Raw genomic sequence first — 15029 nt, forward strand, 5'->3', positions numbered from 1 at the left:
AGAAAAGCCATCGCTGCAAGAGTCATCGAAAGATCGTGGCGCAATCACCGTATCCGGCTTTAGCCTGCCAAAGGCTGCATGATCCAGCATGGGGGTCTGGCAATGACCAGAAGCGGATTGTTCATCGATCTGGCGCAGGCTTTTGGCACGGTGACGGAAGCGCGGCATCGTCTGGACAGGGCCTGCCGTCATCCGGAGCAGGATTGTGTGGCGTCCCTGTTGCCGCTCGCTTCCCTGTCCGACCATGCGGCATCACAGGCCGATACGCTGGCCCGGTCGCTGGCAGAGAGGTTGCGTGAGCATGGACCAGGCAATGGTCTGTCGGCGCTGATACAGGAATACGATCTGTCCAGCCAGGAAGGCGTCGCCCTGATGTGTCTGGCAGAGGCGCTGCTGCGGATACCCGATGATGGAACGCGGGATGCGCTGATTCGCGATAAAATCGGTCGTGGCGAATGGCATACGCATCTGGGTTGGACACGCCCTTTATTTGTCAATGCGGCAACATGGAGCCTGGTGCTGACGGGGCGGCTGGTCGCCCCTTCCTCTGCCTCCACTCTGGGGGCGGCCTTAACCAGATTGATCGGACGGGCGGGGGAGCCCGTGATCCGCCATGCGATGGATCGGGTTGTTCGTCTGCTGGGTACGCGCTTTGTCGCGGGCGAGACGATCGAAGCGGCGCTGGCCGCTACCAGTCTGCTCTGGACGCAGGGATTTCGTCATTCCTACGACATGCTGGGTGAAGCGGCGATGACCCGCGCCGATGCAGATCGATATTATCGTGCCTATGAACATGCGATTGACTGCATTGGTGCTACCTTGCGGGCGCGTGGATATGAGCCAGCGGAGGATATGACTGCCCTGCTTGAGGCACCGAGTATTTCGATCAAGCTTTCAGCCCTGCATCCGCGCTATGAACATACGCAACATGCGCGGATTATGCAGGATCTGCCTCCGCTTTTGAGAAATCTGGCCGCCATGGCCCGGGCAAACGGGATCGCCCTGACTATCGATGCGGAGGAAGCGGATCGTCTGCCTCTCTCGCTGGATGTACTGGCGGCTTTATGTGCTGATCCTGTCGTGGCGGGGTGGAATGGCATCGGTTTGGCCGTACAGGCTTATCAGCGCCGTGCGCCAGCGGTGATCGAAAATCTGATTGATCTTGCCCGCCATCATGACAGGCGCCTGATGATACGGCTGGTAAAAGGGGCCTATTGGGACAGTGAAATCAAACGTGCACAAATCGACGGACTGGAAAGTTTTCCGGTTTTCACACGAAAATCTTATACCGATCTTTCGTATGTCGCTTGTGCACGGATGTTGCTGGAAGCACCCGATGCCGTGTTCCCGCAATTCGCCACGCATAATGCCCGTACAGTGGCTACGATTATCGCGATGGCAGAGGAGATAACCGGCGTATCATTCAATCCAGGCCAATATGAATTTCAGTGTCTGCATGGCATGGGCGAGACGCTTTATGCCGATGTGGTGCGACCGGATGGTCTGAACAGGCCATGCAGGATCTACGCCCCCGTTGGTAACCATGAAACTTTGCTGGCTTATCTTGTGCGCCGCCTGCTGGAGAATGGTGCGAATACGTCTTTCGTCAATCGTGTTGCTGACACCGCTATTTCCATCGACCAACTCATTGCTGATCCGGTGCAACAAATCCTCGCAATGCGAACGGAGTGCGGTGTACCTCATCCCAAAATCCGGTCTCCGCGAAGTCTGTACGGGCCGGAGCGGGAAAATGCATGGGGGATTGATCTGACAGATGCCACGAGGATGGCACAGCTTGCCGAAGCATGCATCACGCTGTCGTCAAAACGATGGCTGGTTTCCATAGAGGAGGACGCGGATAGAGAACGCATTTCCATCCGTAATCCGGCTGCTTCATGGGATCATATCGGCGACGTCGTTTTCGCCACGGCGGAAGAAGCGGATCGTGCAATCGCACGCGCCAGGCAAGCGGCTCCCTCATGGGCTGCGGAGCCTCCCTCCCGTCGCGCAGCCTGCCTGAGAGACGCTGCAGATGCGATGGAACGCGATGTTGCCCTGTTCATCAATCTGGCTGTGCGTGAGGCAGGAAAGACGATCCCTAACGCTATTGGAGAGGTTCGGGAGGCTGTTGATTTCCTGCGCTACTATGCGGCTGGTATTGAGAATGGATGGAATGCACAGACGCATCCTCCACTGGGTGTGGTGACATGTATCAGCCCGTGGAATTTTCCACTGGCCATTTTCACAGGCCAGGTTGCGGCAGCTTTGGCAGCGGGGAATGCTGTGCTGGCAAAACCCGCAGAGGAAACACCTTTGATAGCGGCTGAGGCGGTTGCTGTCCTGCATCGTGCAGGTGTCCCCACGGCGGTGTTGCAGCTTGTTCCCGGCGATGGCGCAGTAGGGGCGAGGCTGGTCGCCGATTCACGCGTCAATGGCGTCGTTTTTACCGGCTCTACCGAAGCAGCCCGTTTCATTCAGCGTTCTTTGTCATATCGTTTGAATACGCATGGTGATCCGGTTCCGCTGATTGCCGAAACCGGCGGACAAAACGCCATGATTGTCGATAGCACCGCTTTGCCGGAGCAAGTGGTGTCTGATGTTCTGGTGTCGGCTTTTGACAGTGCCGGTCAACGTTGTTCGGCCCTGCGTGTGCTGTGTCTTCAGGATGACATTGCTGATCTGGTCATTACCATGCTGCGTGGAGCCTTGCAGGAGCGTGTGACGGCACGCCCTGACCGGCTGGATACCGATATCGGTCCAGTGATCAGCGCTGCTGCCAGAGACGCGATTGAGGACCATATTGCAGCCATGGCACGGGCAGGCTGCACCATGCATCGTGCGGCTTTGCGGCAGGAGACGGAGGATGGTTTCTTCGTTGCTCCGACAATCATAGAACTTGGATCACATCCAATCCCCGACAAGGAAGTTTTTGGTCCTGTTTTGCATGTGCTGAGATTTCGCAGGGATGATCTGTCCGATGTGATCGCCAGGATCAACGCAACCGGATATGCGCTGACCTTTGGTATTCATAGCCGTATTCAGGAAACCGTCGATCATGCCCGCATGAAAAGTACGGCCGGAAATATCTATGTCAATCGCAGTATGATCGGCGCCGTGGTTGGTGTGCAGCCTTTTGGAGGGCACGGTCTGTCCGGGACTGGTCCGAAGGCGGGCGGTCCACTTTATCTTTCCCGGCTGGTAGAGCATGAGCCACTATCACCGGTGAAACAGTTTTTTATTGAGAAAGAAAAAAACGCTGTACCAGCCTCGATAAAAATCTGGCAGGTATGGATACAGCAGCAGGGAATTGAACCTTTGTCTCTCCCGATCCTGCGGTATGATCGGGATATGGTGCTGCCCGGGCCGGTGGGAGAGCAGAATATTTATCGCCTGTCGCCCCGATCCAGTCTGTTATGCATCGCTTCCGATCTCGAAAGATTATCGTATCTGGTACAATCGGCTCTGGCGGCGGGTATAAAGCATATTGCGGTCTCCATTCCCGCTGACATCACATATGTATTCAACACATTGCCGGATGCATTGCGTTCGACAGTGGTTTTGGCTGCACCCGATCAGGAAGACAGTGCGGATACTGTATTGTTTGAGGGGGATGATGCGGCCCTGATTGCCTTACAAACGCGTCTTGCCCATCAATCCGGCAGAATCGTACCAGTCTATCGTATCCGCAGGCGGGGCAGAGATATCCCGTTGCTGGCTTTGGTTGCAGAATGCACGATCAGCATCAACACGGCTGCTGCCGGGGGGAATGCCGCCCTGATGGCAATGGCATAGGCAATGACGGCTTAAGCATCCATGGCCTGATACGAAAAAAGGGAGGATGCCCGCGGCATCCTCCCTTCTTCGTATCCAAGCGGGATAATAAGTCGATCAGTGATCGCCGTCCGGGGCGTCGCTGTTCAGCTGCACCCAGTTCTGCACGCCCATGCGATTGATCATGTCCTGCTGGGTTTCGATGAAGTCCACATGGTGTTCTTCGTCACGCAGGATGGAGGCCAGAAGATCGCGGGTGGGGAAATCGCGGATGCTTTCGGCATAGGCAATGAATTCACGCAGATCGGCGATGGCGGTGACTTCCAGTTCCAGATCGCGCTGCAGAACTTCTTCCGGCGTTTCACCGATCAGAACATGGTTCAGACGCTGCACATTCGGCAGGCCTTCCAGAAACAGGATGCGCTTGATCAGCTCGTCGGCATGCTTCATTTCTTCCACGGATTCCTTGAATTCGTGGCGGCCCATTTTCGTCATGCCCCAGTTTTCGAGCATGCGGGCATGCAGGAAATACTGGTTAATCGCGGTCAGCTCATTGGTCAGAACCTTGTTGAGATTCTGGATCGTTGTGGCATCGGCCTTCATTGGTCTCATCTCCCGTTTTCAACTGCGGCGGACCCTATCCGAGGGGCCGGGCGCTGATAAAGCCTGATGATTGCAAGCAGATCGCAGCTAGGGCGGGGTGAAACTGTTTCGCATTCCCGCTTGTGCGGGAGATGATAGGAAGATGCATTTACAGGAAAGTATATTCCTATGATTTTTCAATGAATTGCTTTCACGCAACCGGCTCTGGCAAGGCCTTTCAGTCGCCTGCTTCGAGACTCAGAATGCTTTCGTCATTTGCAATACTGGGTATCATTTTAAGCATAGCTTGGGCGCACCTGCCGCATTGCGCAGTGCAGCCGCAGGCTCGGTACAGCTCTGCCAGACGGCAGGCGCCAGCCTGGGCGGCGGCGCAAACCTGTTTATCCGTCAGGCCGTTACAGATGCAGATATACATCGATGGGGCAAACCTGGATTCGAATAAGGCGGGTGTGAATGAGGCTGCTTAGCTTGGTTGGTATGAAAATGCAAATAGATTGCAATTGCAGATGACGGCATTGGGCGGCAGCGTGTTTTCACGGCATGATGAGGCCGGATAACGACCGGTATCCGACGATTCGTCATGGGACGGCAGGGGCCGGCAGGCAGGGAACAGGGCGATGGCAGGCGGCTTGCGGGTGGCGGTCCAGATGGACCCGATGGACAGCATCAATATTGCGGGCGATAGTAGTTTTGCGCTGATGCTGGAGGCACAGGCTCGTGGCCATGCGCTGTGGCACTACGAAGTCAGGCATATGGCCTTGCGGGAAGGGGGACAGTGGCAAGATGGCTCGACAGGAGCACGGCTGCTGGCGCGGGCACATCCGGTTTCGGTACGGAGGATCGACGCGGCCTATTACACGTTCGGCCCGACGGAGATTCTCGATCTCGCGACCATGGATGTGGTGCTGATGCGGCAGGATCCGCCTTTCGACATGGCCTATATCACCGCGACCCACATGCTGGAGCATATCCACCCTCACACGCTGGTGGTGAATGATCCGGCGGGCGTGCGGAACGCGCCGGAGAAAATTCTGGTCACCCATTTTCCGGATTTGATGCCGCCGACACTGGTGACATGGGATGTGGAGGCGATCCGCGCTTTCCGTGCCGAGCATCGTGATATCGTGGTCAAACCGCTCTACGGCAATGGCGGGGCCGGCGTGTTCCGGGTCAAGGAAGATGATGAAAATCTAGGCTCTCTGCTGGAAATGTTTTTCTCCCGCTCGCGGGAGCCACTGATGGTGCAGCGCTATGAAGCGGCGGTGCGGCAGGGGGACAAGCGCATCATCCTGATTGATGGGGAGCCGGTAGGTGCGATCAACCGTGTGCCTGCCGCAGGGGAGAGCCGCAGTAACATGCATGTCGGTGGCCGTCCTGAAGCCGCGGGGCTGACGGCGCGGGATCGGGAGATCTGTGCCGCGATCGGGCCGGTGCTGAAGGAGCGGGGCCTGATTTTCGCGGGGATCGACGTGATCGGGAACTGGCTGACGGAGATCAACGTCACCTCGCCGACCGGGCTTCAGGAAATTGGCCGGTTCGATGGGGTCAATCTGGCTGCTCGCATCTGGGATGCCATCGAAAGCCGCAAGGCAGCATTGGCGGCCTGATACAGATCAGGCAGGGCAAGGCCATGATCGATCTGGTTCTGTTCGATATGGATGGGGTGCTGGCGGAGGTCGATAAATCGGCTCGTGCCACATGGCTCGGTGCGCTGGCCGGATGCCGGGCGGAGGATGTGCAACAGGCTCTGTGGGACTCAGGCTTTGATGATCAGGGCGATGATGGCCGTCTGCGTGGGGAAGCCTATCTGACGGCATTCGGGCAGGTGCTGGGCTATCCGCTCTCTGTGCAGGAATGGGCGGAAGCCCGTCGTATTGCCACCCGGCCGAAACCGGAGGTGCTGTCGCTGGTGGCGCGGCTCCATCCCCGGATTGGACGCGCCGTGCTGACCAACAATGCGGATATTTTGCCCGGCTGCATGGCGATGATCTGTCCGCCGGTCGCAACCCTGTTCGGCGGTCGGATTTATGCCAGCGGCGCGTTCGGGAGCGCCAAGCCCGATCCGGCAGTGTTCCTTGCCTGCCTGAAGCAGATAGGTGTCAGGCCTGAGCATACTCTGTTCATCGATGATCGGGCGCTGCATGTGGAGGGTGCCCGTCAGGCCGCATGCCATGGGCTGCTGTTTACCTCGGCCGAGGCTCTGGAGGCGGAGTTGAACCGGTATGGTCTGCTCCGTCCGGTGGCTGAGATGTCAGCGTAAATGGTGCATCGGTCGCGATTTTTACGCATCCCTTTGCTGTTGATGAGTGTGAGCATGTTTGGCTGCACCCCGGCTCCGGCCCGGATGCCATGGCCGCTCATGATCGCGCATCGTGGTGGAACCGGGGATGCTCCTGAAAACACGATCGAGGCGATCCGGCAGGCAATGGCGCATCGGGTGGATGCCATATGGCTGACAGTGCAACTCAGCCGTGATGGGATTCCGGTTCTGTATCGCCCGGCTGATCTGTCCACATTGACGGATGGCGATGGAAAAACAGCGGCTTTCACGGCTGCCGAGCTGTCCCGGATCAATGCCGGTTGGCAGTTTCGCCGCGGAGATTCTTATCCCTGGCGCGATCATCCGGTTGGTATTCCGACATTGCGGGCGGCTTTGCGGGCCATTCCGTCTGATATGCCGATCATTCTCGATATGAAGGCTCTGCCGGCTGCGCCCCAGACCAGGGCGGTGGCGCGGGTGCTGGAGGAGGAGCAGGCATGGGGCCGGGTCACGATTTATGCGACTGATGCAGCCTATCAGCAGAGCTTCGCAGCCTATCCGCAAGCAAGGCTTTTCGAATCACGCGATGCAACGCGGGCACGGTTGCTGGGTGTTCAGCTTGATCAGCGCTGCGATCATCCTCCACCTGCGCATGCAAGGGTGGCGTTCGAACTGCACCGTTCCCTGATTGTGGTGGAGCATTTCACATTGGGAGAAGGCCGTTCCACGGTCCAGGCAACGATGTGGACACCGGCCACCATTGCCTGTTTCCGCCGGCATCCTGATGTGAAGATCGTGGCGATTGCGGTGGACAATGCCGACGATGACAGGCTTGCCGCCTGTCTCGGGGTGGATGCCATCCTGACGGACTCACCGCAGCACATGGTGGCTTTGAGGCAGCAGGAACCGGCAGGGCCACGCTGTGACAGGATCCGCCACGAAAGATAAACCGGCCGGCTTATTCCGCGGCCTCGGCCTGAGAAATACGGGCTGGCGGACGCACGCGTAAACGGCGGATGCGGCGCGGATCGGCTTCCAGCACGCGGAATTCCATACCGGAGGAATGACCGATCACCTCGCCACGGGCGGGTACTCGTCCAGCCAGCGTGAACACCAGCCCCCCGACCGTATCGATATCCGCTTCCCGTTCATCCTCGGTCAGGACGGCACCGAGGCGTTTCTCGAAATCCTCGATCGGAATACGGGCATCCAGGTCGAGCGTGCCGTCAGGCCGCTCGGTGATGGAGGGAGCGGCCTCGTCATGTTCGTCACTGATGTCGCCGACGATGGTTTCGACGAGATCCTCGATCGTCACCAGCCCGTCGACACCGCCATATTCGTCGATCACCAGTGCCAGATGCATATGGTGCTGCCGCATCTGCAACAGCAGTTCCAGAACCGGCATATGGGGGCCGACCAGCAAAGGTTTGCGCAGAATATCCGTCAGCCGGAATTCCGCCGGATCACCGACATAACCGAACACGTCCTTGATATGGATCATGCCGATCGCGTCATCCAGCTCCTCATTGTAAACCGGCAGCCGTGAATGGCCTTCCTGCCGGATCAGTGCCAGCACGTCCTCGAACGCGGTGTCGGCGCGAATGGCGACGATATCGGCGCGCGGGACCATGACGTCGTCCGCCGTGGTGCCGCGCAGGCGCAGCACATTGCCGATCAGGGCGCGTTCCTGCCGGTCCAGCTCCGGCAGTTCTCCCGGTAACTGGGCGTGACTGGCGGCTTCCTGCACCAGCTCGGCGATGCTGTCGCGCACGCTGTGCTCGACGGCTTTGTGCAGCAGGCGTTGCCGCAGCCGGGCCATGACGCTACCGCGTGGGATCGGCAGGCGAATGGGGAAAGGTTCCTCGTCGTTCATGACCGTTTCCACGGATTGGGCATGCCCAGACTGCGCATGATACGGGCTTCTTCCGCTTCCATGCGTCTGGCGTCTCCGGCGTGATGGTGATCATGCCCGTGCAGATGCAGCACGCCATGCACCAGCAGATGGGCCAGATGATGCACCGGGCGTTTGCGGGCGGCCTTTGCCTCCCGCAGCACGACGCCGAGCGCGAGAACGATTTCGCCCCCTTCCGCGCCGGGCATTCCGACCGGTTCGAAAGTCAGCACATTGGTTGGTTTGTCCTTGCCGCGATGCCGTGCATTCAGGCGGCGCACATCACGGTCGCAACTCAGTACCACACAGTCGGCCGTGCTGCCGGCTGCTCTGGCGACCCGGCGGATCAGCCTGTCGGCATGCGGGATATGCCGCCGCCAGGCCGGTTCCGTGACGATGATCTCGGGCACGATGTAACCGGGTGAGACCCCGTCCTCATCCGTATCCGAAGGGAACCCCGCGGGCGCAAAAGAGGCACTCGCGGGGTTGGGACTACTTGCCGGGTCCATTGATTTCTGACCGTGCTCCTGATCGTGTGCGCTGTTCCGTCTGGCCATGTGTGTCCGCATCACGGCTTCGGTCCTGCTGGGCAGCCGAGCGCTGGTCGTAAGCGTCTACAATGGCCGCGACCAGCGGGTGGCGCACCACATCCCGCTTGTCGAAACGGCAGATGCCGAGGGCGGGAATGCCCTCCAGCGTGTCAAGCGCGTCCCGCAGGCCGGAGCGCTGCCCGGCCGGAAGATCAATCTGGCTGAGATCACCGGTGATGACCATGCGTGTGCCCTCGCCCATGCGGGTCAGGAACATCTTCATCTGTACCGGGGTGGTATTCTGGGCCTCGTCCAGAATGACGAAGGAATGGGCCAGGGTCCGGCCTCGCATGAAGGCCAGCGGTGCGACTTCGATTTCGCCGGTGGCCATGCGCCGTGCGGCCTGATCGCCCGGCATCATGTCGTGCAGCGCGTCATAGAGCGGGCGCAGATAGGGATCGACCTTCTCCTTCATGTCGCCGGGCAGGAAGCCGAGCCGTTCCCCGGCCTCGACCGCCGGGCGGGACAGCACGATCCGGTCCACGCGCCCAGCCTGAAGCATGGCCACGGCCTGAGCCACGGCGAGATAGGTTTTGCCGGTCCCGGCAGGGCCGATGCCGAACACCATTTCCTTGGTGCTGAGCATTTCAATATAGGCAGCCTGCCCCGCGCTGCGCGGGCTGAGCGCCCCGCGTCGCGTGCGGATGGAGGGCAGATCGGCCAGCGGCAGGCGCGGCGAGCGATCTCCTTCCTCGAAACGGCTTTTGGTCAGGCGCACTGCTGCATCTACGTCACCCATGGTCACGTCCTCGCCCCGTTCGAGCTTCTGCCACAAGGCAGCAAGCGCCAGTTTCACCGCTTCGACCAGATCGGATTCGCCCGCGATGGCAATTTTGTTGCCACGACAGGATATCCGCACTCCCAGCCCCTGTTCCAGCCGTACCAGATGACGGTCATGATCGCCCAGAAGCTGCGGCAGTAACAGATTATTGGCGAATTGCACCGTGACGGTTCTGTGGTCCCGCTCTCGGTCACCCGGGCGATACGGACTGGTCTTTCCCGGCGCAAGCGCCGCCTGTGGAAGGGCGGAGGAAGCCCCTGCTTTCGGCAGGGAGGAGGCGAGAGCCGGGGAAAGTTGGGTCACGCGCAGGTGAGCTCCTTTGGATGGGGTGCGCAATCCGGGAGAGTGGCGGACAGGGAGTTGGTGTGCGCGGCGGTGATTGTCACCGGCACCTCCTGTCCGATCAGGGTTGCAGGGGCATCAAGATGCACTGCCTGCAACCAAGGGGAGCGGCCGCCGATCTGCCCCGGATGCCGTCCGGGGGTGACCAGCAGCACATTGACGGTCTTGCCGATGCAGGCGGTATTGAAGGCTTCCTGCTGGGTGCGGAGCAGGGCCTGCAACCGTTGCAGACGCTCATCCATCACGGGCTCCGGCACGTGGTTGTCACGCTCCGCCGCCGGGGTGCCGGGGCGGGGAGAATATTTGAAGCTGTAGGCCTGTGCGAAGCCGACACGCTCGATCAGGCGCATCGTATCCTCGAAATCTTCATCGGTTTCACCCGGATGGCCGACGATGAAGTCGGAGGACAGGGCCAGATCGGGCCGTGCCTCCCGCAGACGGTCGACGACCCGGAAGTAATCCTCAGCCGTGTGGCGCCGGTTCATGGCGGCGAGGATACGGTCGGAGCCGGACTGAACCGGAAGATGCAGGAACGGCATCAACTGCGGAATATCCCGATGCGCGGCGATCAGATCATCGCTGACATCGCGGGGATGGGAGGTCGTGTAGCGGATGCGCAGCAGGTCCGGAATGTCCGCCAGCGCCCGGATCAATCGGGCCAGTGTCCAGACCTCACCGTCCTCTCCCAGCCCGTGATAGGCATTGACGTTCTGGCCCAGCAAGGTGATCTCCCGCGCCCCGCCGCGCACCATGCGCCGCGCTTCCGCCAGCACGGAGCTGGCCGGACGGCTCACCTCCGCACCGCGTGTATAGGGTACAACGCAGAAGGAGCAGAATTTGTCGCATCCTTCCTGAATGGTCAAAAAAGCCGTCCGTCCACCCGCCAGACCCGGCCCGTGCTGAGGGGCGGCGGCCTCGGGCAGGTAATCGAATTTATCCTCCGGCGGGAAATCGGTCTCGATCACCCGCTCCCCGTTCATGGCTCGCCGCACCATGCCACCGAGCCGGTGATAGGTCTGCGGCCCAAGCACGATATCGACATAGGGTGCGCGGGCGAGGATCTGTTCCCCCTCCGCCTGTGCCACGCATCCGGCTACGGCCAGCAGCATGGGCTGCCCCTCGCGGGCGCGGGCTTCTTTCAGCAGGCGCAGACGTCCCAGTTCCGAGAAAACCTTTTCCGTGGCTTTGTCACGGATATGACAGGTATTGAGCACGATCATATCCGCGCCTTCCGGCTCGGCATGCGCGGTATAGCCCAGCGGAGACAGCACATCCGTCATCCGGGCGCTGTCATACACATTCATCTGGCAACCCCAGGTAATGACGTGCAGACGCTTTGTATTGGCGCGTGCGGGCGTATCCCCGGTTGTAGCCGCGGGTCCGGACCGGTCCTGATCGGCGGTGGATAGGGTGGTCTGTAACAGGCCAGTCATGGGCAATTCTCCATCCTCCCGGTGCGGAAGGCTCCGGCACGAGAAAAAACAGCAATTGCCTCAGGGCGCGGTCGGGTCAAGCGCAATGGCCGAATAGGTCTCCCTGCAATAATCGCAGTGTCGGCTCGGGAGGGGGATTTCTGTCAAGCGCGATCTGATGGCAATCGCATTTTTTAGGGCGTACTGCGTTTTTCAGGTCGAGGTGGATCGGGCACACGGCCCTGTTTCAACGCATCGGTCCCGGCGGTGACGGCGGCATAAACCGCATTGGTCAGGGCCTTGCGATCCGGAAAATCGGCGGGTTCCAGGGGCGGATGCAGCATGACGGAGGCCCGTAGCCCTTTCCATTGCGCAAGCCGCCAGAAATGCGCCCCGATCGAGGTCGCACCATAATAGGCGAATATAGCCCGGGTAGAGCGTCCGGTCGGCATGGAAGCCAGCCGGTCGTAAACGATGGAGACAGGCTGCACCAGCGGCGGATTGGGTCCGACCGCCAGCGACAGGAAGGCAGACCGGAATGGCAATACGCGGGAGCCATCGGAGGTCGTGCCTTCCGGAAACAGCACCAGATTATCGCCGTTTTCGAGGCGGGATGTCATGGCATCCCGCTCCTTCAGGGTGGAGCCGCGCTGGCGACTGACGAAGATGGTTCGTCCCAGCCGGGCCACGGTCTTGACCACCGGCCAGTCCGCAACATCGTCCTTGGAAACGAAACAGGCATGCAGGGTGGAGCCGAGGCAGACGATATCCAGCCATGAGGAATGGTTGGACACGAACAGAACGGGCCGTGCCCTGGTGCCGTCCTTCAATCGGCCGCGTTTGGCCTTCTGCCCGATACAGCGGACTTTCAGCCCCATCAGACGACCGAACATCCACCAGAAAATCCGGGCGAAGCGCACTTTGGCCGGGCCGGGTAACACCACAAGCACGGACTGGATGGTAATGGCCGTCAGCGTCCACAGAATCAGGAAAACGGTCCGGCGAATGGCACGAACCCGGCGCAGAATCCGGCCATGGGGCCGGAAAACACCCTGCCATTCATCCGGTTCGGATGCGGTCCGGCTGTCGCCTGGCGGCTCAAACGGGATGAGCAGGGGACGGGTCGGGATCGTCTGGTCAGCTGTCATGAAGCACAATCATCACACGCGATTCATTACACAGCCAGACGTATATGCCCAGAGGCTCCACCGCAACGGCGTCATCCTGTTGCCATTAAATCGTCAAATCGCGCTTGTCATCGGAATACCGGCGTCATCCCGGTGCGTTGCATAAGCTTATGATCATTCATCCATACGGTGTCGGGTTGGTAATGATTGTTCACGAGCCTGTTATCATTTGGTTCCTGAAGATTTTTGGGGGTTTTCAAAGCCGGTCAGGCTGGTAGGGAGAAAGGATGACCAGACGCGCCCCCTCTGACGCGCCAGCCCTTCTGTGCCCGGCGATCCGCTGTGGTTCCGTTTCTCGCCCGGAAACGGTTTTCCGTTTACTGATCCGGATCGCCATGGCCGGGGTCGGAATGCCGGCGCTTTTCATGCATGGAGCGGATTTGAGGCTGGTCTCCTCCGCATGGGCGGCCGACCCGCAACCCTATACGGTAGAGCTGGCCAAAACCGGTGATGCCGCCATTGATCAGGCCCTGACGGACAGTGCGACCCTGATCAGCTTGCGCACGTCCTCTCCGGTCGGCGGATTTGCGCTGGTCGCGCGGGCGCAATCCGATCTGGACCGGTTGCAGACGGCCCTGAACAGTTTCGGTTATTACAAAGGCAAGGTGACGATCCGGATCGCCGGAAAAACCCTTGATGACCCCGATCTGCCGACCCTGATCGAACGGGCGCCGAAACAGCCGCCTTTGACGGTGACCATTACCATTGAGAAAGGGCCTCTGTTTCACCTTCGGCATGTTCGCGTGGAAACACCGCCCGGTACCACGCTGCCGGATATGGCCCGCAATGTGCTGCCGGTCAAAACCGGCGATATTGCTATTGCGGCCAATGTTTTGGCGGGGCAGTCGGCTTTGCTCAATGTCTTGCAGAATAATGGCTATGCCCTTGCGAAAGTGCAGGCGCCGGAGGCGTTCGAGCGTCCGGATCAGAATGTGCTTGATGTTGTCTACAAGGTGACGCCGGGGCCGCGGGTCGATCTGGGGCCGATTACGTTCTCGGGTCTGAAGCATACCAACGCGTCCTATGTGGAGCGGCGCTTGCTGCTGAAGTCCGGGCAGGAATATCAGGCCGATAAAATCGCCAGGGCGCGTCAGGATTTGTTGGCGGCCGGAATTTTCAGCTCTGTCCGTATGCGGGCGGCTGATCGGCTGAATACCGAGGGGCGCCTGCCGCTGCGGATCGAGTTTACCGAAAGGCCGCGCCATGGCGTGTCTCTGGATGGGCTGTATTCGACCGATCTCGGCGGCAGCCTGACCGGGACCTGGACCTATCGCAATATTTTCGGCAACGGTGAAACCCTTGCCCTGTCGGCGGCAGCCACCGAAGTTGCAGCGCAGGTGGCTTCCCAGCCCGGTTACAATATCGGAGCGGTCTATACGATTCCCGACTGGTTACGGCGCAATCAGTCGCTCCAATTCTATGCCACCGGTGTGCGGGAGTACTTTTATTCCTATGACCGCACTGCGATTATCGTCGGGGCGACACTGACACGGAAACTGAGCGATCACTGGAATGGCAGCATCGGCCTGACCGGCATTCAGGAAAGGGTCGGGCAGCAAGGCGTCAGGACCAATTACACGCTGGTGCAGGTGCCGGTGACGATCAAATACGACGATACCGGCAGCCTGTTCGAGCCGACCCATGGCTATCGCGCCATCATCAGCGCCACACCGACGGAAAGTCTGGCTTCCGGCGGCAATGGAACCTCGAAGACCTTTGTTCTGATGAAGGCGCAGGGATCGACTTATATCAATCTGTCCCGGCGGGAAGGGCGCAGTGTTCTGGCGCTGCGTGCCCTGGTGGGGGCGGCGCCGGGCGTGTCGCTGATGGATCTGCCGCCTGATCAGCGTTTCTATGCCGGTGGCAGCGATACGATCCGCGGCTATAAATACCAGTTCGTCGGGCCGACTTTTCCGAACAATGACCCGACGGGCGGTACTGCCGTGGATGCGGCGACGGTGGAGTTGAGGCAGCGTTTCGGCTCCAGCTATGGCGTAGCGCTGTTCGTCGATGCGGGTCAGGTCAGCCAGAATGGCGGCCCGTTTTCGGGTGATCTGCGGGTCGGTGCGGGTATCGGCGCACGTTATTATACTGCGATCGGACCAATTCGGGTGGATTTTGCCCTGCCGCTGATGAAGCAGCGGGGCAACAGCAGCTTCCAGGCCTATATCGGCATCGGGGAGGCTTTTTGA

General features: G+C 60.0%; 11 protein-coding genes. 5 read left to right on the forward strand and 6 right to left on the reverse strand.

Annotation, left to right across the window (positions count from 1 at the left end; all coding sequences use genetic code 11):
* The first annotated feature begins 78 nt into the window (after window positions 1-78).
* Entirely contained in the window at window positions 79-3792 is a 3714-nt protein-coding gene (gene putA / locus GBCGDNIH1_RS12915) for a bifunctional proline dehydrogenase/L-glutamate gamma-semialdehyde dehydrogenase PutA (RefSeq protein WP_011630818.1), read from the forward strand.
* 96 nt (window positions 3793-3888) lie between these two features.
* On the opposite strand, the gene bfr is transcribed toward putA, so the two are convergent.
* Entirely contained in the window at window positions 3889-4374 is a 486-nt protein-coding gene (gene bfr, locus GBCGDNIH1_RS12920) for a bacterioferritin (RefSeq protein ID WP_025285694.1), read from the reverse strand.
* A 617-nt stretch (window positions 4375-4991) separates the two neighbouring features.
* Here bfr and gshB point away from each other — a divergent pair.
* Genes gshB through GBCGDNIH1_RS12940 form a run of 3 tightly spaced genes read left to right on the forward strand, consistent with a single transcriptional unit; the run spans window position 4992 to window position 7582 of the window.
* Window positions 4992-5981 carry a glutathione synthase gene (gene gshB / locus GBCGDNIH1_RS12930; RefSeq protein WP_011630820.1) on the forward strand — a complete coding sequence of 330 codons (990 nt, stop codon included), beginning with the start codon at window positions 4992-4994 and terminating at the stop codon, window positions 5979-5981.
* A 23-nt stretch (window positions 5982-6004) separates the two neighbouring features.
* On the forward strand, window positions 6005-6634 hold the full coding sequence (locus tag GBCGDNIH1_RS12935) for an HAD family hydrolase (RefSeq protein ID WP_011630821.1): 630 nt from the start codon (window positions 6005-6007) through the stop codon (window positions 6632-6634).
* A gap of 42 nt (window positions 6635-6676) precedes the next feature.
* Window positions 6677-7582: a glycerophosphodiester phosphodiesterase family protein gene (locus GBCGDNIH1_RS12940; protein WP_198353671.1), complete on the forward strand. Its 906-nt coding sequence runs from the start codon at window positions 6677-6679 to the stop codon at window positions 7580-7582.
* 10 nt (window positions 7583-7592) lie between these two features.
* Here the strand turns inward: GBCGDNIH1_RS12940 and GBCGDNIH1_RS12945 are convergent, their stop codons facing one another.
* The 5 genes from GBCGDNIH1_RS12945 to GBCGDNIH1_RS12965 all read right to left on the reverse strand — a co-directional run bounded on the left by GBCGDNIH1_RS12945 (window position 7593) and on the right by GBCGDNIH1_RS12965 (window position 12798).
* Complete coding sequence (locus GBCGDNIH1_RS12945) at window positions 7593-8507, reverse strand: hemolysin family protein (protein ID WP_050748369.1); 915 nt, start codon at window positions 8505-8507, stop codon at window positions 7593-7595.
* Window positions 8504-9034, reverse strand: a complete 531-nt coding sequence (ybeY, locus tag GBCGDNIH1_RS12950) for an rRNA maturation RNase YbeY (protein ID WP_011630824.1) — start codon at window positions 9032-9034, stop codon at window positions 8504-8506. The genes GBCGDNIH1_RS12945 and ybeY overlap by 4 nt, the downstream gene beginning before the upstream one ends.
* The gene (locus GBCGDNIH1_RS12955; RefSeq protein ID WP_232449693.1) at window positions 9018-10058 is read right to left on the reverse strand and encodes a PhoH family protein; all 1041 of its coding nucleotides are present in this window, start codon (window positions 10056-10058) and stop codon (window positions 9018-9020) included. Before GBCGDNIH1_RS12955 ends, ybeY begins: the two co-directional genes overlap by 17 nt.
* A gap of 137 nt (window positions 10059-10195) precedes the next feature.
* Entirely contained in the window at window positions 10196-11671 is a 1476-nt protein-coding gene (gene miaB / locus GBCGDNIH1_RS12960) for a tRNA (N6-isopentenyl adenosine(37)-C2)-methylthiotransferase MiaB (RefSeq protein ID WP_050748370.1), read from the reverse strand.
* 173 nt (window positions 11672-11844) lie between these two features.
* The gene (locus GBCGDNIH1_RS12965; RefSeq protein WP_157691949.1) at window positions 11845-12798 is read right to left on the reverse strand and encodes a lysophospholipid acyltransferase family protein; all 954 of its coding nucleotides are present in this window, start codon (window positions 12796-12798) and stop codon (window positions 11845-11847) included.
* Between the two features lie 266 nt (window positions 12799-13064).
* On the opposite strand from GBCGDNIH1_RS12965, the gene GBCGDNIH1_RS12970 reads away from it, so the two are divergent.
* On the forward strand, window positions 13065-15029 hold the full coding sequence (locus tag GBCGDNIH1_RS12970) for an autotransporter assembly complex protein TamA (RefSeq protein WP_011630828.1): 1965 nt from the start codon (window positions 13065-13067) through the stop codon (window positions 15027-15029).

The organism is Granulibacter bethesdensis CGDNIH1, from assembly GCF_000014285.2.
Classification (GTDB): domain Bacteria; phylum Pseudomonadota; class Alphaproteobacteria; order Acetobacterales; family Acetobacteraceae; genus Granulibacter; species Granulibacter bethesdensis.